We start from the raw sequence: 16933 nt of genomic DNA, 5'->3' as shown, positions 1-16933 counted from the left end.
CCACATCCTGCAAACCGGCGTGGTGCTAGTGTGCGCCTCCCGGGAATCGATCACCACTCCATGGCAAAAGCGCCGCTTGACCTGACCTCCGGCCCGATCGGCCGCAACCTTCTGCTGTTCTCCCTGCCGATCCTGGCGGGCAACATCGCGCAGTCGCTGAACGGTTCGGTGAATGCGGTCTGGGTGGGGCGCTTCCTCGGCGAGGCGGCATTGACCGCCACCGCGAACGCCAACAACATCATGTTCTTCCTGATCGGCTCGGTGTTCGGCTTCGGCATGGCCTCGACCATCCTGATCGGCCAGGCGATCGGTGCGCGCGACATCGCGCAGGCACGGCGCGTGGTCGGTACCAGCGCCACCTTCTTCATCGGCCTGTCGGTGATCATCGCCATCGCCGGCTGGTTCATGGCCCATCCGCTGCTGGCGGCGATGGGCACGCCGGCCGCCTCGCTGCCGCTGGCCGAGGCCTACCTGCAGATCATCTTCCTGGCGATGCCGACGCTGTACGCGTTCGCCTTCCTCACCGCCGCGCTGCGCGGTGCCGGTGATTCACGCACGCCGTTCCGTTTCCTGATGGTGTCGGTGGCGCTGGACATCGTGCTGAACCCGGTGCTGATCTTCGGCATGGGGCCGTTCCCGGCGCTGGGCATTGCCGGTTCGGCCTGGGCCACGCTGGTCGCGCAGACGCTGTCGCTGGCCGGCCTGCTGCTGTACATGCGGCACAAGCGCCACACCCTGTGGCTGGGCCGCGCCGACATGCGCCTGCTCAAGCTCGACCTGACCATCCTCAAGGCGCTGGTGCTCAAGGGCGTGCCGATGGGCCTGCAGATGGTGCTGATCTCGCTGTCGGTGATCCTGCTGATGACCATGGTCAACCAGTACGGCACCGACACCGGCGCCGGTTACGGCGCTGCCCTGCAGCTGTGGAACTACCTGCAGATGCCGGCGATGGCGATCGGTGCGGCGTGTTCTTCGATGGCGGCACAGAACGTCGGTGCGCAGCGCTGGGATCGCGTGCGCGGCACCGCGCGCCAGGGCGTGCTGTTCAACTTCCTGTTGACCGGCGCGCTGATCCTGCCGCTGGTGGTGTTCGATCGCCAGCTGCTGGCACTGTTCCTGCCACCGGCCAGCCAGGCGCTGGACATCGCCCGCCACCTCAACCACGTGGTGATCGGCTCGTTCCTGTTCTTCGGCGTCAGCTTCGTGATCTCCGGCGTGGTGCGCTCCACCGGCGCAGTGATTCCGCCGCTGCTGATCCTGGCCGGTTCGCTGTGGGGCGTGCGCGTGCCATTCGCCGAACTGCTGCAGCCGTATTGGGGCGCCGATGCGATCTGGTGGAGCTTCCCGGTCAGCTCGCTGGTCTCGATGCTGCTGTCACTGGCCTATTACCGCTGGGGTGGCTGGCGCAAGGCGAAAATGATGGGCAAGCCCTCGCACGCCGAAGAACTGGCCACGCCGTCGGAGATTCCGGCCTGCCCGCCGTCTCCGGTGGCCGACCCGGATGCCGCGCCACTGCGGTAGTGCCGGCCGCTGGCCGGCAACCTCAAACCCCTCCGGAAGCATCGCGCAACAGCCGGCCAGCGGCCGGCTCTACCGCTTCTTCTTCGCCGCCGGTCATTACCACGGTAGTGCCGGCCGCTGGCCGGCAACCTCAAACCCCTCCGGGGGCATCGCAAAACAGCCGGCCAGCGGCCGGCTCTACCGCTTCTTCTTCTCCGCCGGTCATTACCACGGTAGTGCCGGCCGCTGGCCGGCAACCTCAAGCCCCTCCGGAAGCATCGCGCAACAGCCGGCCAGCGGCCGGCTCTACCGTTTCTTCTTTTTGGCAGCGTTGAACGTGGCCGCCGCGCGCAGCAGTGCCTTCAACGCCGCGGCATCCGGCATCGCGCCTTCATGGATGTCGATCGCACGTCGCGTGTTGCCGTCCAGGCTGGCGTTGAACAGGCCCTTCGGGTCCGCCAACGCCGCACCGTTGGCAAAGGTCAGTTTCACCGCCTGCTTGTAGGTCTCGCCGGTGCACAGGATGCCGTTGTGCTCCCACACCGGTGTACCGCGCCACTTCCAGGTTTCCTGCACGTCCGGCAGCGCCTCATGGATCAAGGCACGCACGCGTGCCAGCGCCTCGCCACGCCAGTCGCCCAGCTCGGCGATGCGTGCATCGATCAGTTCAGCGGCCGGGGTTCCGGCATCGGCAGGGTTCGGTGCATGCGTGGCCATCAGCGGTTCTCGTCGGCAGGGAGATCGGAACGATGCACTTACATGCGCTCGCCGGGCAATGCCGCGGCCTGGCGCACCCAGTCGAGGAACTGCGCCTCATCCAACGCACCCTCCTGCTGGATGTGCAGGTAGCGCGTATCGGCACTCTTCGACGGCTCCGGCGGCACCGGCTTCAGCGCAGCGCCGCGGAAGAACGCCACCTTGATGTAGCGGGTGAAGCAGTGGAAGCTGAGAAACCAGCCTTCGCCCGGCGCAACCGCATACATCGGCGAATTCCACTTCACTGCCTTGTGCACACCGGGTACAGCCTGTTCGATCAGCGCGTCCAGCTGTGCTCCGATCGGCCGCTTCCAGTCCGGCATCGCCGCGATATAGGCCTGCACCGGCGCATCGCCTTCGCCCTTGGCGATCTGCGGGTTGCCGCCTGACAACAGCTCGGGCGCGGTGGAAGGTGCGGTTCGCTTGGCAGGCATCGCACAGCACGTCCATCGGGATGAAACCGCAGCCTAGCGCGGCCTGTCCCCAACGGTCACGGCGCAGTGCGCCATCGGCTCAGTCCGCTTGCCGCGCCCGGAACTGCTGCCAGTCCGGCAGCTTGCGGTGGCGGCGCAGCGAGCGCATCAAGGCCGCCATCACCACGCCGAACAGCGCACCGGCCACCAGGCCGGCCGCCAGCAGCAGGGCCAGCGGGCGTTCACTGCCCTGCCACAGCATCAGCCACATCAGCGCGGTCCAGAACAGCCCGAACAGCAGACCCTGCACCAGCGCATTGGTGCCGAAGCCGGCCAGGATCGGCGGTGGCAGTGCGATGCCCATGCGCCACAGAAGGCGATGCAGCAGCGGTGCCGACTGCACGCGCGCCAGCCCCTTGCCGTCGAGGAAGCGCAGCGCCGACTGGATCACGGCGGGATAGCGCGGGTTGATGTCGTTCATCCCCTGATCGTGGCCGAAGCGATGCCGGAAACGCAAACGGCCACCCGAAGGTGGCCGTCGCGGCAACAACCGAAGTTGTTTATCAGGCCTTTTCGGCCAGACGGGCAGCCTTGGCGGCAGCAGCGGCAGCCAGGTCTTCCTTGATGCGGGCAGCCTTGCCTTCCAGGCCACGCAGGTAGTACAGCTTGCCGGCGCGGACCTTACCACGACGCTTCACTTCGACCGAGTCGATGATGGCGCTGTGGGTCTGGAACACGCGCTCGACGCCGTAGCCGTGCGAGATCTTGCGCACGGTGAACGAGGAGTTCAGGCCGGCGTTCTTGGTGGCGATGACAACGCCTTCGTAGGCCTGCACGCGCTCGCGGCTGCCTTCCTTCACCTTCACGTTGACGACAACGGTGTCGCCCTGGCTGAACTTCGGCAGTTCACGGGTGATCTGGGCGGATTCGAATTCCGCGACGATGGACTTGTTCAGCTTGCTCATGGGTTACACCGATTCTTGTTCGGGTGGGCGTGTCGTATCGACAACGTAGGCTCATGCAGTCACCGGACTGTGCTGCACGTTTGTTTTGGGTACTGCGCGCGCCGGCCGGGGCCGACGGGAATTGGCCATGATAGCCGATAACGCCAGCCCTGCGCTAGGGGCTGGCCTTGTGTTTCTGGGCCTGACGGCCCTGCTCCAGCAGCTTGCGGTCGGACTTGCCCAGCGCCTGTTCATCCAGCAGGTCCGGGCGCCGCTGGGCGGTACGGACCAGCGACTGCTGGCGGCGCCAGGCCGCGATGGCCGCGTGGTTGCCCGAGCGCAGCACGTCCGGCACGTCACCCAGCGGGTGCTGGGCCGGCTGGCTGTAATGCGGGCAGTCGAGCAGGCCGAGGTCGCCCTCGAAGCTGTCCTGCGCCGCCGATTCCGCGTCGTTCAGGGCACCGTCCTGCAGGCGGGCCACGGCGTCGATGATCACCGCCGCGCCCAGCTCGCCACCCGACAGCACGTAGTCGCCGAGGGAAATCTCCTCGTCGACATTGGCCTCCAGGAAACGCTCGTCGATGCCTTCGTAGCGGCCACAGAGCAGGACCATGCGCGGCAGCGCCGCCAGTTCCCGCACCTTGGCCTGGGTCAACGGCGCTCCCTGCGGGCTGAGGTAGATCACCCGCGCCGGGGTCGGATCAGCATCACGGATCGCCTGCAGGCAGGCCTGCAGCGGCTCGATCAGCATCACCATGCCGGGGCCACCACCGAACGGACGGTCGTCCACCCGGCGGTAGTTGCCTTCGGCGTAATCACGGGGATTCCAGCCATGCAGGCTGAACAGGCCCTTCTCCTGCGCGCGCCCGACCACGCCCAGTCCAGCGGACTGGGCGAGGAACTCGGGGAACAGGGTGATGACGTCGAAACGCATGCTCACAGTCAGAACTCGGGATCCCAGTCGACCACGACCAGGTTGGCCTCGAAGTCGACCGACTTGACGAAGTCCGGCTGCACGAACGGAATCATCCGTTCGCGGTCACCACGGACCACCACCACGTCGTTGGCGCCGGTGCTGAACAGGTGCGAGACCTGGCCCAGGGCAACGCCCTCGGTGGTCTTCACGTCCAGGCCTTCCAGGTCCACCCAGTAGTACTCATCGGGCTTCGGCGGCGGCAACGCACTGCGGGCCACGTAGATCTCGGTGCCGTGCATCGCTTCAACGGTATCGCGGTCCTCGACGCCGGGGAAACGGGCGACCAGGTGCTTGCCGCTGTCGCGGCCGCGTACACCTTCAATCGTGGTTTCCACGCCGGACGGGCTGCGCACGATCCACGGCTGGTAACGGAAAATGGCGGAACGTGGCTCGGTCCAGGACTCGAGCTTGATCTCGCCGCGCACACCAAAAGCGCCGACAACCCTGCCCAGCAGGATGCGGCGCTCGATATCTTTCATCTGCTTCAACCAAGAGGGCCACGCCGAAGCGTGGCCCGTCAGGATCAGGCCGCAGCGGCCTGGGACTTGGTCGCTTCCTTGATCAGGTTGCGGACCTTGTCGGTCGGCTGGGCGCCGTTCTTGACCCAATGGTCAACGCGGGCCAGGTCCAGCTCGATGCGCTTCTCGGCGCCCTGGGCGACCGGGTTGTAGAAGCCAACGCGCTCGATGTTGCGGCCGTCGCGCGCGCTGCGCACGTCGGTGACGATGATGTGGTAGAACGGACGCTTCTTGGCGCCGCCGCGGGTCAGTCGAATCTTGACCATGGTGTTTTTCCTATTGCCCAGTCGCCAGGATGGCGAGGTAAGCGGGCGATTATAGCGACAGAGCCCGGCCGAGCCAACCCCGGGGTGAATCCGCCTTCACGGCAGCGCCGGGCCATGCCCGGCGGCTTTCGTTCAGCAACGTGATCAATCTCCGACCGCCCCCGCCGACGCCCCAGGGCAATAGCGTCAGAGTGCTCCAGTGACAGGCGCCCGATGCATGCCCAGCACGTCCATCTCCTGCTGCTGCAACAGGTCATCAAATGCATCACTGCCAATCCGCTCGACAAGTTGCCGCTCGGATTCGTGGATGGCGATGCACTGCAGCCAGTTGATCGCCACCGGCGGGAACTGCAGTCCCGGGAACCTGGCGTCATTCCAGAAGAAGGGCGGCACCAGATAGACGTGAGGCATCCGGGTCGATGGGAAGTAGTCCTGCAGGATGTTGGGAATCACACTTCCGGGTTGCACCGCTGCGCGATCGCGCATGATTGCAAAGGCCGTCGAGGCGACGACGTTGTCCCAATGCAGCGCGTCCTGTTCTGCACACGCACACAGTTCGACGCGCGTTTCCAGTTCGTGCCCCTCCGCACGACGTAAGACAAAGTCCGACAGCCCGATGGACGCGATGGACTTCAGCCCTGCTTCCGGAGAGCTGAACGTCGTGAGGATATCGACCGAACGCTGGCGATGATCATCGTGAAAGGCCTGGACCTTGGGCCGTCCCTCACCGCCCATGATCTTGATTGCGTGCATCGCTACCGCACGATGCTGCTCGGTGACCGTGCCCATGACTGATTGGATCTCCTGAGGGGTTCTGCGCTGCGGAGGCATCCGCCGGGCATGGCCCGGCGCTACCGATTACGGCTTGCCACGGTAACGCCGGGTCATGCCCAGCGACCGGTAACCCGCGCGCCCCGTTCAGGAAAGCGGCTGCCACGGCACACTCGCAAGCACCGCCCTTCCCTGTTCAGCCAAGGCCTGCGAGCCGGGCAGGACATGCCCGTCAATGGCCTCCAGCGCCCACAGGCCGCTGGCGTTGCAGGCAAAAGCGGCGTTCATACCGATCAGGTCCGCCAGCCGCAACGGCTGCGTGGCCTGCGCCCCCGGCCAATGCTGCTTCAGCAGCGCTTCGGCGGTCCCGCGCAGGGCCGACGCCTGAGGCCAGAGCAGCCGGTCACCATCGTGCACGGCCAGGTTCCAGGTGCTGCCTTCACTCACCTCGCCATCGGCGGTCACGAACAGCACATCGTCAAATCCTTCCGCCATCGCAGCACGGCGTTCGGCAAACAGGCCGAAGGTGCCGACATGCTTGATCTGCGGCAGTTCACGCTGCCAGGTCACGCTGCGAACGCGCTTGGAGGCGGTCAGCGTCACCGGCGCGGACACCGCCACCAGCACGTCCACCGGTACGGCCGCCAGCGGATTGCGGAAATCGAAGCGGCGCGAGTACACCGTCACCCGCAGCGAGGCATCGGCCAGGCCGGCCTGCTGCAGCGCCTGCGCCATCCAGCCCTGCACCTGCGCCGCGTCCAGTTCGCTGCCGAACAGTTCGCGCGTGGCCTGCGACAGCCGCGCCAGATGCAGGTCCAGTCCCTGCACGGCGTGACCGCGCACCTGCAGCGAGGTGAAGTGGCCATAGTTGACCAGTGCAGGCAGCAGATCCTCCACCTGCGCCGGTTGGCCGTTGCAGGTCACGGTCATCGCAGCAGCGCCTGCGCCTGTTCCCACATCCCGCGCAACACGTCGGCGGCCGGCTGTGCCGGGGCCATCCACGCCGACTGCCCGGCCCAGGCCTGCATCGCTGCAAGACGATTTTCCTGCACGGCCTGCCTGCGCATCGGCGCGGTCAGGCCGCGCTGCACCGGGTACGGGCGTGGCGCCGGTGCGCCTTCCGCAGCGGCGGCGCGCACATAGGGTGTCGCCAGGCCACGCCCCAGGCGGCCACTGAAGGCGCGGGTCGGCCAGGTATCTTCCGGTTCGCTGGCCGCCAATCCATCGGCCCACGCTGAAGCGATCGCCGCTTCGGGCGTGCGCAGGAAGGCAGTGCCGATCTGCACGGCGCTGGCCCCCAAGGTGAGTGCGGCAGCAATGCCACGGCCGTCGGCGATGCCACCGGCGGCGATCACCGGAATCTGCAGGTGATCGGCCAGGCGCGGCAACAACGCAAACAGGCCGACCAACTGACGCTCGGCCATCGCCGGATCGAACGCGCCGCGATGGCCACCGGCTTCCACGCCCTGTGCGACCACCGCGTCGGCACCGGCGTCCTGTGCCGCACGCGCTTCGGACAAGGTGGTCGCACAGGCGATCCAGGCAATGCCGGCATCCTTCAACTGCTGTACGTGGCGCGGCAGCAGCACGCCCATGATGGTCGAGGCCACCGCCGGGCGCGCCGCCAGCAGTGCGGCGAACTGTTCTTCGAAGTCGGCGGGCGTGGCATCGGCGGCGCTGGCCGGCACGTCCGGACCCCACTGCGCGAGGAAGGCGCGGCTGGCGGCTTCAGCGGCGACATCACGGGTCGGTGCCGGGTCCGGCACCCACAGGTTCACCTGTGCGGGGCCCGTCGAGGCAGCGCGGAAGTCAGCCATCCAGTGGCCGATATCGGCCGATGACGACAGCACTGCGCCCATCGCCCCCATGCTGCCGGCGTTGGCCAGCACGGCCGACAGCGGCACCGGGCAGGCACCGGCCATCGGTGCCAGCAGGATCGGAAGCTGCAATGAAAAACGCCGACAGAAGGTGTCGGCGCGTTCAAGAATCGGCGATGCATTCACGCGACATACCTGTTGGAGAAGTCGCCATCCAGCATACGCCAGTCGTTGTGACCGGGGCCGCGTCGCAATGCGCGCCGGCCCCGTCGCTACATCAACGGAACGGCATGCCGCGGCCGCCCATGGCGCCCATCATGCCCTTCATGCTGCGCAACATGCCCTTCATGCCGCCGCCGGCCATCTTGCTCATCATCTTTTCCATCTGCATGTACTGCTTCATCAGCTTGTTGACGTCGGCGGGGGTCACGCCCGAGCCCTTGGCGATGCGCGCGCGGCGCGAGCCGTTGAGCAGGTTCGGGTTGCGCCGTTCCTTCTTGGTCATCGAGCTGATGATGGCGATCATGCGCGGCACTTCCTTGCCCTGGCTGACCTGCTGCTTCAGATGGTCGGGGATGTTGCCCAGGCCCGGCAGCTTGTCCATCAGGCCGCCGATGCCGCCCATGTTCTGCATCTGCTCCAGCTGGTCACGCATGTCGTTCAGGTCGAACTTCTTGCCCTTGGCGACCTTCTCGGCCAGCTTGGCGGCCTTGTCCTTGTCGACCTGCTGCTCGACCTGCTCGACCAGCGACAGCACGTCGCCCATGTCGAGGATGCGGCTGGCGATACGGTCCGGGTGGAATACGTCCAGGCCTTCCGGCTTCTCGCTGACACCGACGAACTTGATCGGCTTGCCGGTGATGTAGCGCACGCTCAGCGCGGCACCGCCACGGGCGTCACCGTCGGTCTTGGTCAGCACCACGCCGGTCAGCGGCAGGGCGTCGCCGAAGGCCTTGGCGGTGTTGGCCGCGTCCTGGCCGGTCATGGCGTCGACCACGAACAGGGTTTCGGCCGGATTCACCGCCGCATGCAGGGCCTTGATCTCGGCCATCATTGCTTCGTCGATGGCCAGGCGGCCGGCGGTATCGACCAGCAGCACGTCGACGAACGACTTGCGTGCGTCGTCGATGGCGGCGCGGACGATGGCTTCCGGCTTCTGGTCGGCGCTGGACGGGAAGAACAGCACGCCGACCTGCTCGGCCAGGGTCTTCAGCTGCTCGATCGCGGCCGGACGGTAGACGTCGGCCGAGACCACCATCACCTTCTTCTTGCGCTTTTCCTTCAGGTGCTTGGCCAGCTTGCCCACCGTGGTGGTCTTGCCGGCGCCCTGCAGGCCCGCCATCAGGATGATGGCCGGAGCGGGCACATTGAGGTTCAGGTCGCTGGCTTCGGCGCCCATCACCGCGGTCAGCTCGTCGCGAACAACCTTGATCAGCGCCTGGCCCGGGGTCAGCGACTTCAGCACTTCCTGGCCGACCGCGCGCACCTTGATGCGCTCGATCAGGGCCTGCACCACCGGCAGCGCAACGTCGGCTTCGAGCAGCGCGATGCGGACCTCACGGGTGGCCTCGCGGATGTTCTCCTCGGTCAGGCGGCCGCGGCCACGCAGGCGCTCGATGGTGCCGGAAAGGCGCTGGGTCAGTGACTCGAACATGCGGCGCAACCTGTCTGAAAGCGGGGGACAATAAGGCAGACAGTATAACGGGTCCGCTCCCCTCCCCGGACTGCGACCACAGGGCCGTCGCCACCACCGCAGGGGTATGCGAAACTGCAACGATGTTAATCGTTCTCATCGCCGCCCTGCTCTACCTGGCCGCCAGCGCCCTGCTGGTGCGTGCGCTTGGCCGCGATGGAAGCACCGGCTCCCCCGCCTGGCTGTGGCCCGCCCTGCCGGCGATGCTGCTGCACGGCGGCTACCACGTGATGGTGGCGATGCGCACCAACGGCGGGCCGGACATGCACTTCTTCGCCGCGCTGTCGCTGGTCGGCCTGGGCATGGCCTGGCTGACCTCGCTGGTCGGCGCGCGCGGGCGCATGTCGGCACTGGGCGTGGTGGTGTTCCCGTTGGCCGCGGTACTGCTGCTGGCCTACCACGGCTACGGCCATGAACCGAGCAAGGTGCTGGGCTGGCGCCTGGCCAGCCACGCCTGGCTGGCGCTGCTGGCCTACGCGACGTTGAGCATCGCCGCGCTGCTGGCGATCATGCTGTGGCTGCAGGAACGCGCCCTGCGCCGCCGCGAGTTCCGGCCGTGGCTGCGCGCCCTGCCGCCGCTGGCGGATCTGGAATCGCTGCTGTTCCGGGTGATCACCGTCGGCTTCGCGCTGCTGACCCTGACCCTGGTCACCGGCGTGCTGTTCGTCGACGACCTGCTGGCGCAGAAGCTGGTGCACAAGACCGTGCTGAGCGTGCTGTCGTGGATCGTGTTCGGCGTGCTGCTGATCGGCCGTCGCCGCTACGGCTGGCGCGGCATGAAGGCGGTGCACTGGACGCTGGCGGCAATGCTGTTGCTGCTGCTGGCCTTCTTCGGCAGCCAGTTCGCGATCGAACTGGTGTTCGGGCATTCGCGATAGCGGTGTGCCGGCCAACGGTCGGCACCCACCCCGGTAGTGCCGGCCGCTGGCCGGCAACAGGACCGCACCCTGCGTGTATGCCGCAGACGGTCAAGGCAGCGGCTGGGCCAGGATCTTCCGTACCGAGCGACCGCTGTTGGTGATGATGTCATCCACCTGCCAGCAGCCTTGGCCCTGGCGCATCATCGGCAGACGGGTCACGTAGGCCTTCTTCCATACCGAATAGCGCATCTCGACCTGGCCGGCGGTGGCCGACGCCTCTTTCCAGCTGTAACGCACCGGGGTTTCGATGTCGCCATCCTGCGCATCCAGCCACGGATCGGAATCGATGGTGCAGATGCCTTCCTCGCGCGTCTGGCAGGCGCGCTCGCCACGCAGGGCCTTGCCGAAGGCCGGGCTGACCAGCGCCAGCGGCGGTTCCAGCAGATCGCCATTGCCGGTGGTTGCCTCGTAGAAGGCACGGGCGACAGCCACTGGTTCCTGGCAGGCCGATGCGGCCTGCACGGCGGGGGCCAGCAGCAGCCCGGCGATCATGAACATCCCTGTCTTTCGCATGTATTTCTCCTTGAGGTAGTGCCGGCCGCTGGCCGGCAACACAGGATATCCCGGCGCTGCCGGCCAGCGGCCGGCACTACCCGATACCAGGCTTACAAGCCGTAACGCTCGATCACGTCCAGGTGCGGCTGGCGATCCTGGTCGCAGGCTTCGGCCAGCCGCAGCCAGCAATGCGGATGCTGCCACTTCGCGGTTTCCTGCTGCAGGAAGCGGTGCAGCGCCAGCGGTGCATGGTCCTGCGGCTGGGCGACGGTGAACAGCAGGCCCGGCAGCGTGCCCTCCTCCTCGTCCGGATCGGTTACGGTGTAGTCCGGGCGGCTGTGCGACCACACCTGCCAGCCCTGCGCCTCGGCCGCTGCGACAAAGGCATTCCACGCGTCTTCACCCGGGTGCGCGCCGTCGATCAGCCAGCTGCGGGCAAAGCCGCCGCGCTCCAGCACATGCACCTGCGCATAGGTCGGGATGAAATGCTCGCGCGCTTCCTCCTCCTCCGGCGCCGGGTGCACCAGCGCAGCATCGAACACCACCCAGTCGCCGACCTGCTGGGCGCGGTTGGCCGGTGCGTTCTCGACGATGCGCGCGGTGACCGGGCCGCTGCGGCGCGCGTAATACTCCATCGGCTCGCCATGCTCTTCGCTGCGGATGATCACCCAGCCCCACGGCTCCTCGACCACGCCGTCCTGGCTGGACAGCTCCATGCCGATCGCTGCCGCCGAGCGGCGCACTGCGTCCCAGTCGCGCGCCGCACTGGCCGCGCTCATGTGGTCCCAATGCGCGGCGTTGGGTTCTTCCAGCAGCTCCACCAGCTGCGCATAGCAGGCCTGCGCCTCGCTGAAGCGACCGGTTTCCATGTACATCCGCGCCAGCGTACCGCGTGCGCCATGCGAGCCCGGCGAGGCCGCCAGCAGCGCCTGCGCGGCCTGCTCCAGTGCCGGCCAGTCGGACACGCGACGGGCACGCTGCACCTCGCACCAGTGCGCGAACACCGGCACGCTGCCGCGATAGAGATCAGCCAACTGGCGCAGGCCTGCATCGTCGCCCTGCTCGGTCAGCCAGCGCATCAGCGTGTAGGCGGCCGGGCCATCATCCTGCGTGTGTGCGCGCACGAAGCGCCACAGCAATGCGCGCGCTTCCGTCTGCGCCCCACAGGCGCTCAGCGCGGAGGCAGCCATCTCGGCCAGCGCCTCGTCATCTGGCAGCTGCGCCTGTGCCTGCAGCAGCCACTGCGCCTCACGTTCGGGATCGCGCGACTGATTCTGCTCTCCCTGCTCGTTCAGCCAAACCAGTAGTTCAGCGGCTGGCACCGGCAGCGGCGCCACATCCGGCAATGCATCGATGCGTGCCGCCAGGCCGGCCACCAGCGCAGCCGCACCCCGGTCCTGGCGCAGCTTTGCCAGATGGATACGCGCCAGTTCCAGCTGGCGCAGCGCCACCCAGCGTGCGCCACGCTGCAGGGCCAGCTCCAGGCTCAGCGCAGCGACTTCGATCAGCAGGCGGTGCGAGCCAACCTCGGCAAAGTGTTCGATGATGGTGTTGAAGCGCGTACCCAGGTCCCAGGTATTGCGTGCGGGATCACGCCGGCACAGCGCTGCGGCGGTGTTCGCCCACAGCCGCCAGTAGGTAGGCGTCAGCTCGCTCCACGGCACCAGCTGCTGCAAGGCCTCTTCGTCGCGGTCCAGCTGCGCAAGCGCCCACGCCTTGGACAGGCGGCGCGGCACCGTGCAGTTGGCCGGCTCGTACTCGCCGGACGCGGCCACTTCGGCCTCGCGCTTCTCGATCAGCAGCAGCGCTTCTTCGGCGCGGCCCATGCCCAGCAGGATCTTGATCTGCATCTCCGGGAAGCTGTCGAACACTTCCTTGCCGCAGGCCTCGATCGCGTCGGACTGCACCTGCAGGTAATCCAGTGCCTCCTGGCCGCGGCCATCATCAAGCAGTGCATCGGCCTTCTCGCAGCTCAGGCACTGGAAGCAGGCCCAGCTCGGGTCGATGCGGCCCAGTGTTTCATCGCACACCTCGATGCGCTCCGGCACCCAGCCGGGGCCATCGATGTTGCCGTAGCAGGCGGCAAGATCCTGGGTCACGCAGATCGACTGCGGGCATTCCAGGGTGTCCTCGCGATGCGCACGCTCGAACAGCGCCACGGCTTCCCCCAGCGCGCTCTCGCCTTCGACGCGGTTGCCGACGCGGTTGCGCAGCGCCCAGTGACCGACGTAGACGTCGACCCACGGGTTGTCCAGCGCCTTGCCCAGCGCTCGCGCTTCGGGCAGCAGCGCGTCAACGCGGTCGACACGCAGTTCACTCACCTCGTCGGCGAGGCGGTTCAGCAGGTGCGCATTCTGCGCCTGGCCGGCCTGGCGCAGGTCACCCTGCAGTTTTTCGACCCAGTTCCAGATGTCCATGGGGTAAGTACTCCTGTCTAGCGAAGGCTGGATGAGAGGATGCGGTGCTCAGCGCAGCATCTGCTGCAGGGCACCGGCGATATCGGTGAAGGCGCCGTTGAGATCCGGGCCGGGCGTGGCGGTCGCGCGGGCCAGCGGACGGCCCTGCGCGGCGACGATGATCTTCAGTGAGCGCAGCAGGCGCGCTGCGGCTTCGGCCTGCGGGTGGCCGTCGCGCTGGGCACGCAGCAGCGCCTGCACCGCGGGGTTGTCGAGGTTGAGGTACAACCGCGATGGCGCACGCGATTCGATGCGCGCGGTGAACTGACGCGCCAGCCGCAGCGCCGCCATTGAAACGCGCTTGTCGTTCTCATCGTCTTCCAGGCGCTGCTTCAGTTCGGCTTCGCGATCGGGCACCACCACCACCGGCAGCGACTCGGGACTGAAGCGTGCCGGCAGCAATTGTTCTCCGTCACCCAGCTGCTCGCGCAGCCATGCCAGCTGCGCCTCATCGAGGCTGTCATCGCTGCGGAACAGCGCACGGTTGCCCTGTTCGGTGCCCAGTTCAACCAGGCGCAGGCCCTTGGCCTGGGCCCAGCGCCGCAGGAACGGCACTACTGCATAGCGATGACCATGCGCGACCGGCACGCCCATCGCACGGAACAGCATTTCCTCGAAGCCGCCACCGTTGTCGAGGATCACATGCACGGCACCGCGTGCGGGCAGCGCACTGGCAGGCAGATCGCCCTGCGAGGTCGGCACGCGCACGTGCTCCAGCAACAGGTCGAACAGGCGGTCATCGCACAGCGCCGCGCCCAGCAGCGCCTCGTTGTGGCGGCTCAATACACGTCGCCACGCTTCCGGCTGCTGCCGCGCGACGTCGGCCAGGCCATCAATCAGCGCTTCCAGTAACGCATGCTGCACGGCGCGGTACTGGTCGTCGCGCTGCAGGTCTTCGCGGCTGGCGGTAGGCGTGAGCCGCGAGGATTCGATCACCCCGCCGATGAAGCCCGCCCACGGCGGCAGCAGGTCACGCGCATCGTCGTCCAGCAGCATGCCGCGCACGAACACCGACAGGTTGCGGTTGTCACTGGTGCCGTAGGTGGCACCGTCCTGCACCCACAGCAGGCCGGTGGCATCGCTGTTGCCATCGGCACGCAGCGGCACGGTGACGATCGGCTCGAAATCGTGCTCGAAGCGCGCAGCGAACTGCAGCGCCTGGCGACGCGCCTGCACCGGATGCACGACGACGTCACCCTGGCTGCGCCACGGCGGCGGCTCGGGGTTGAGCGCCTCGCCTGCAGCACCGATGAAGATCGGCTCGGACAGCAGCGCGCAATAGCGACCCAGCACTTCGTGCAGGCGCGCCTCGTTGGCCAGCGGCAGGAAGTCCGGATGCAGCTCCAGTTCCACCTCGGTGCCGACCGCGCGTGCCGGCACTTCGCTGACGGTGTACTGCTCGGCGTTGCTGGACACGTACAGATGGCCCAGTTCCGGCGTCTGGTACGAGGTGGTGCGCACGCTGACCCGGCGCGCCAGCACGAAGGCCGACAGGAAGCCGAGGCCGAACATGCCGATCAGGCCCTCATCGTCCTCGCCGCCCTGGCGCAGGCCGCGGGTGTAGCCGACGCCGACGGTCGCCAGGTAGTCATGGATCTCCTGGCGGGTCAGGCCGGCACCGGTATCGATGATGCGCAGCACGCCGGCAGCGGCATCGACCTGCACCGAAATGCGCGAAGGTACCTCGATGCCGGGCTGTTCGATGCGGCGGCGGATGATCGAGTCGTGCGCGTTCTGCACCAGCTCACGCAGCGCCACCACCGGGGTGGAATACAGGTGCTTGCCCAGCACCGTCATCAGTCCATTGAGATCGACCCCGGCACGACGGATTTCGGCGTTGGGGGCGGTGAGCGCGGTGTCCTGCATGTAATCGTTTACTCCTGGGCACGGAAAGACGCCAGAGGGCGTCTTCGTCGAGCGGGAAAAACTAGCACAGGGAGGCTGACCGTTACCGTGTCGGCCGCCGTATTCCACGTGCGCTGTGGTGACGCCGGGCCATGCCCGACGCGATCACGCCGCGTCGATAGCCTCGGACAGGCGCTCCACCGCGATCACTTCCATACCCTTCACCGACCCCCCCTTGGGCGCATTGGCCTTGGGCACGATGGCGCGCTTGAAGCCATGCGTGGCGGCTTCGCGCAAGCGGTCTTCGCCATTGGGTACCGGTCGGATCTCGCCGGACAGGCCAACCTCGCCAAACGCAATCGTCTTTTCCGCCAGCGGCCGGTCCTGCAGCGAGGACAGCACCGCCAGCAGCACCGGCAGGTCGGCAGCGGTCTCCTGCACGCGGATGCCACCGACCACGTTGACGAAGACATCCTGGTCGCCGACCAGCACGCCGCCGTGGCGATGCAGCACCGCCAGCAGCATGGCCAGCCGGTTCTGCTCCAGGCCGACCGCGACGCGGCGCGGGTTCGACAGCGGCGACGCATCGACCAGTGCCTGCACTTCCACCAGCAGCGGCCGGGTCCCCTCGCGCGTGACCATCACGCAGCTGCCCGGCTGGTGGGTGCTGCCGCCGGACAGGAAGATCGCCGACGGATTGGAGACTTCCTTCAGGCCCTTGTCGCCCATCGCGAACACGCCCAGCTCGTTGACCGCACCGAAGCGGTTCTTGAACGCGCGCAGCAGGCGGAAGCGGCTGCCACTCTCGCCTTCGAAGTACAGCACCGCATCGACCATGTGTTCGAGCACGCGCGGGCCGGCGATACCGCCCTCCTTGGTCACGTGGCCGACCAGGAACACGGCGGTGCCGGTCTCCTTGGCGAAACGCACCAGCCGCGCCGCGCTCTCGCGCACCTGGCTGACTGAGCCGGGCGCGGCGGTCAGGCTCTCGGTCCACAGGGTCTGTACGGAGTCGGCCACGATCAGCCGCGGGCCGGCCTTGGACGCATGCTGCAGGATCGACTCGACGCCGGTCTCGGCCAGAGCGTTGACACCATCCAGCGGCAATTCCAGCCGGTGTGCGCGGCCGGCCACCTGGGCCAGCGACTCCTCGCCCGTGACGTACAGCACCGGCAGCTCGGCCGCCATCTTCGCCACCGCCTGCAGCAGCAGGGTCGACTTGCCGATGCCCGGGTCACCACCGACCAGTACCACCGCGCCCTCGACCAGGCCACCGCCCAGCACGCGATCGAACTCGCCGATGCCGGTCGAGACGCGGCGATGCTCGGTCTGCTCCACGTCCTTCAGGGCGGTGATCTTCGGCGGGTCGATCTTGCCGGCCCAGCCGGCCCGGCGCGACGCGGGCGCCTTGGCCGCCGCCGCGCTCTCCAGCACGATTTCCGACAGCGAGTTCCAGGCGTTGCACTCGGTGCACTGGCCCTGCCACTTGCTGAATTCGGCGCCGCATTCATTGCAGACGTAGGCGGTGCGGGCTTTTGCCATCGGATGATTTCCAGCAACGGG

17 protein-coding genes are annotated in these 16933 nt (G+C 67.5%); 2 read left to right on the top strand and 15 right to left on the bottom strand.

Features of this window, described 5'->3' with window-relative positions; genetic code table 11:
• The first annotated feature begins 60 nt into the window (after nucleotides 1–60).
• Nucleotides 61–1521 carry an MATE family efflux transporter gene (locus MG068_RS05815; protein WP_132809602.1) on the top strand — a complete coding sequence of 487 codons (1461 nt, stop codon included), beginning with the start codon at nucleotides 61–63 and terminating at the stop codon, nucleotides 1519–1521.
• Between the two features lie 285 nt (nucleotides 1522–1806).
• On the opposite strand, the gene MG068_RS05810 is transcribed toward MG068_RS05815, so the two are convergent.
• The 11 genes from MG068_RS05810 to ffh form a co-directional block, all read right to left on the bottom strand.
• Complete coding sequence (locus MG068_RS05810; protein WP_032127552.1) at nucleotides 1807–2217, bottom strand: DUF1801 domain-containing protein; 411 nt, start codon at nucleotides 2215–2217, stop codon at nucleotides 1807–1809.
• A 38-nt stretch (nucleotides 2218–2255) separates the two neighbouring features.
• A complete protein-coding gene (locus tag MG068_RS05805; protein WP_132809600.1) occupies nucleotides 2256–2690 on the bottom strand; it encodes a DUF1801 domain-containing protein in 435 nt (144 codons plus the stop codon).
• A gap of 79 nt (nucleotides 2691–2769) precedes the next feature.
• Nucleotides 2770–3150 carry a DUF6404 family protein gene (locus MG068_RS05800; RefSeq protein ID WP_032127554.1) on the bottom strand — a complete coding sequence of 127 codons (381 nt, stop codon included), beginning with the start codon at nucleotides 3148–3150 and terminating at the stop codon, nucleotides 2770–2772.
• 82 nt (nucleotides 3151–3232) lie between these two features.
• A complete protein-coding gene (gene rplS, locus MG068_RS05795; protein WP_005408597.1) occupies nucleotides 3233–3634 on the bottom strand; it encodes a 50S ribosomal protein L19 in 402 nt (133 codons plus the stop codon).
• 154 nt (nucleotides 3635–3788) lie between these two features.
• Nucleotides 3789–4547, bottom strand: coding sequence for a tRNA (guanosine(37)-N1)-methyltransferase TrmD (gene trmD, locus MG068_RS05790; protein ID WP_125894523.1), 759 nt, complete (start codon nucleotides 4545–4547; stop codon nucleotides 3789–3791).
• An 8-nt stretch (nucleotides 4548–4555) separates the two neighbouring features.
• Nucleotides 4556–5068, bottom strand: coding sequence for a ribosome maturation factor RimM (gene rimM / locus MG068_RS05785; RefSeq protein WP_010483256.1), 513 nt, complete (start codon nucleotides 5066–5068; stop codon nucleotides 4556–4558).
• 44 nt (nucleotides 5069–5112) lie between these two features.
• On the bottom strand, nucleotides 5113–5373 hold the full coding sequence (rpsP, locus tag MG068_RS05780) for a 30S ribosomal protein S16 (RefSeq protein ID WP_005415733.1): 261 nt from the start codon (nucleotides 5371–5373) through the stop codon (nucleotides 5113–5115).
• A gap of 186 nt (nucleotides 5374–5559) precedes the next feature.
• Nucleotides 5560–6162: a suppressor of fused domain protein gene (locus MG068_RS05775; protein ID WP_107433542.1), complete on the bottom strand. Its 603-nt coding sequence runs from the start codon at nucleotides 6160–6162 to the stop codon at nucleotides 5560–5562.
• 129 nt (nucleotides 6163–6291) lie between these two features.
• Complete coding sequence (locus MG068_RS05770; RefSeq protein ID WP_132809598.1) at nucleotides 6292–7074, bottom strand: aminotransferase class IV family protein; 783 nt, start codon at nucleotides 7072–7074, stop codon at nucleotides 6292–6294.
• On the bottom strand, nucleotides 7071–8147 hold the full coding sequence (locus tag MG068_RS05765; RefSeq protein WP_132809596.1) for an NAD(P)H-dependent flavin oxidoreductase: 1077 nt from the start codon (nucleotides 8145–8147) through the stop codon (nucleotides 7071–7073). Before MG068_RS05765 ends, MG068_RS05770 begins: the two co-directional genes overlap by 4 nt.
• A 91-nt stretch (nucleotides 8148–8238) precedes the next feature.
• Nucleotides 8239–9615: a signal recognition particle protein gene (gene ffh, locus MG068_RS05760; RefSeq protein ID WP_005408591.1), complete on the bottom strand. Its 1377-nt coding sequence runs from the start codon at nucleotides 9613–9615 to the stop codon at nucleotides 8239–8241.
• 122 nt (nucleotides 9616–9737) lie between these two features.
• Here ffh and MG068_RS05755 point away from each other — a divergent pair, with 122 nt between their 5' ends.
• Nucleotides 9738–10532 (top strand): cytochrome C assembly family protein, encoded by a 795-nt coding sequence (locus MG068_RS05755; RefSeq protein WP_107433545.1) that lies wholly within the window; start codon nucleotides 9738–9740, stop codon nucleotides 10530–10532.
• A 90-nt stretch (nucleotides 10533–10622) separates the two neighbouring features.
• Here the strand turns inward: MG068_RS05755 and MG068_RS05750 are convergent, their stop codons facing one another.
• From MG068_RS05750 to radA, 4 genes are all read right to left on the bottom strand, one after another.
• On the bottom strand, nucleotides 10623–11087 hold the full coding sequence (locus MG068_RS05750) for a YqhG/Tai3 family protein (RefSeq protein WP_132809594.1): 465 nt from the start codon (nucleotides 11085–11087) through the stop codon (nucleotides 10623–10625).
• A gap of 92 nt (nucleotides 11088–11179) precedes the next feature.
• Nucleotides 11180–13486 carry a tetratricopeptide repeat protein gene (locus tag MG068_RS05745; protein ID WP_132809592.1) on the bottom strand — a complete coding sequence of 769 codons (2307 nt, stop codon included), beginning with the start codon at nucleotides 13484–13486 and terminating at the stop codon, nucleotides 11180–11182.
• Nucleotides 13487–13534: 48 nt separating this feature from the next.
• Nucleotides 13535–15391 carry an ATP-binding protein gene (locus tag MG068_RS05740; protein ID WP_132809590.1) on the bottom strand — a complete coding sequence of 619 codons (1857 nt, stop codon included), beginning with the start codon at nucleotides 15389–15391 and terminating at the stop codon, nucleotides 13535–13537.
• 144 nt (nucleotides 15392–15535) lie between these two features.
• Nucleotides 15536–16912, bottom strand: a complete 1377-nt coding sequence (radA, locus tag MG068_RS05735) for a DNA repair protein RadA (protein WP_014646395.1) — start codon at nucleotides 16910–16912, stop codon at nucleotides 15536–15538.
• Nucleotides 16913–16933 lie beyond the last annotated feature (21 nt).

Source organism: Stenotrophomonas sp. ASS1 (genome assembly GCF_004346925.1).
Lineage (GTDB): Bacteria > Pseudomonadota > Gammaproteobacteria > Xanthomonadales > Xanthomonadaceae > Stenotrophomonas > Stenotrophomonas maltophilia_A.
This window is presented reverse-complemented; position numbering and strand designations above follow the sequence as displayed.

Bases quoted from the DNA above. Each gene is read 5' to 3' on its own strand.
- MG068_RS05815 (WP_132809602.1), top strand. From the start codon at position 61: ATGGCAAAAGCGCCGCTTGACCTGACCTCCGGCCCGATCGGCCGCAAC.
- MG068_RS05810 (WP_032127552.1), bottom strand. From the start codon at position 2,217: ATGGCCACGCATGCACCGAACCCTGCCGATGCCGGAACCCCGGCCGCT.
- MG068_RS05805 (WP_132809600.1), bottom strand. From the start codon at position 2,690: ATGCCTGCCAAGCGAACCGCACCTTCCACCGCGCCCGAGCTGTTGTCA.
- MG068_RS05800 (WP_032127554.1), bottom strand. From the start codon at position 3,150: ATGAACGACATCAACCCGCGCTATCCCGCCGTGATCCAGTCGGCGCTG.
- rplS (WP_005408597.1), bottom strand. From the start codon at position 3,634: ATGAGCAAGCTGAACAAGTCCATCGTCGCGGAATTCGAATCCGCCCAG.
- trmD (WP_125894523.1), bottom strand. From the start codon at position 4,547: ATGCGTTTCGACGTCATCACCCTGTTCCCCGAGTTCCTCGCCCAGTCC.
- rimM (WP_010483256.1), bottom strand. From the start codon at position 5,068: ATGAAAGATATCGAGCGCCGCATCCTGCTGGGCAGGGTTGTCGGCGCT.
- rpsP (WP_005415733.1), bottom strand. From the start codon at position 5,373: ATGGTCAAGATTCGACTGACCCGCGGCGGCGCCAAGAAGCGTCCGTTC.
- MG068_RS05775 (WP_107433542.1), bottom strand. From the start codon at position 6,162: ATGGGCACGGTCACCGAGCAGCATCGTGCGGTAGCGATGCACGCAATC.
- MG068_RS05770 (WP_132809598.1), bottom strand. From the start codon at position 7,074: ATGACCGTGACCTGCAACGGCCAACCGGCGCAGGTGGAGGATCTGCTG.
- ffh (WP_005408591.1), bottom strand. From the start codon at position 9,615: ATGTTCGAGTCACTGACCCAGCGCCTTTCCGGCACCATCGAGCGCCTG.
- MG068_RS05755 (WP_107433545.1), top strand. From the start codon at position 9,738: ATGTTAATCGTTCTCATCGCCGCCCTGCTCTACCTGGCCGCCAGCGCC.
- MG068_RS05750 (WP_132809594.1), bottom strand. From the start codon at position 11,087: ATGCGAAAGACAGGGATGTTCATGATCGCCGGGCTGCTGCTGGCCCCC.
- MG068_RS05745 (WP_132809592.1), bottom strand. From the start codon at position 13,486: ATGGACATCTGGAACTGGGTCGAAAAACTGCAGGGTGACCTGCGCCAG.
- MG068_RS05740 (WP_132809590.1), bottom strand. From the start codon at position 15,391: ATGCAGGACACCGCGCTCACCGCCCCCAACGCCGAAATCCGTCGTGCC.
- radA (WP_014646395.1), bottom strand. From the start codon at position 16,912: ATGGCAAAAGCCCGCACCGCCTACGTCTGCAATGAATGCGGCGCCGAA.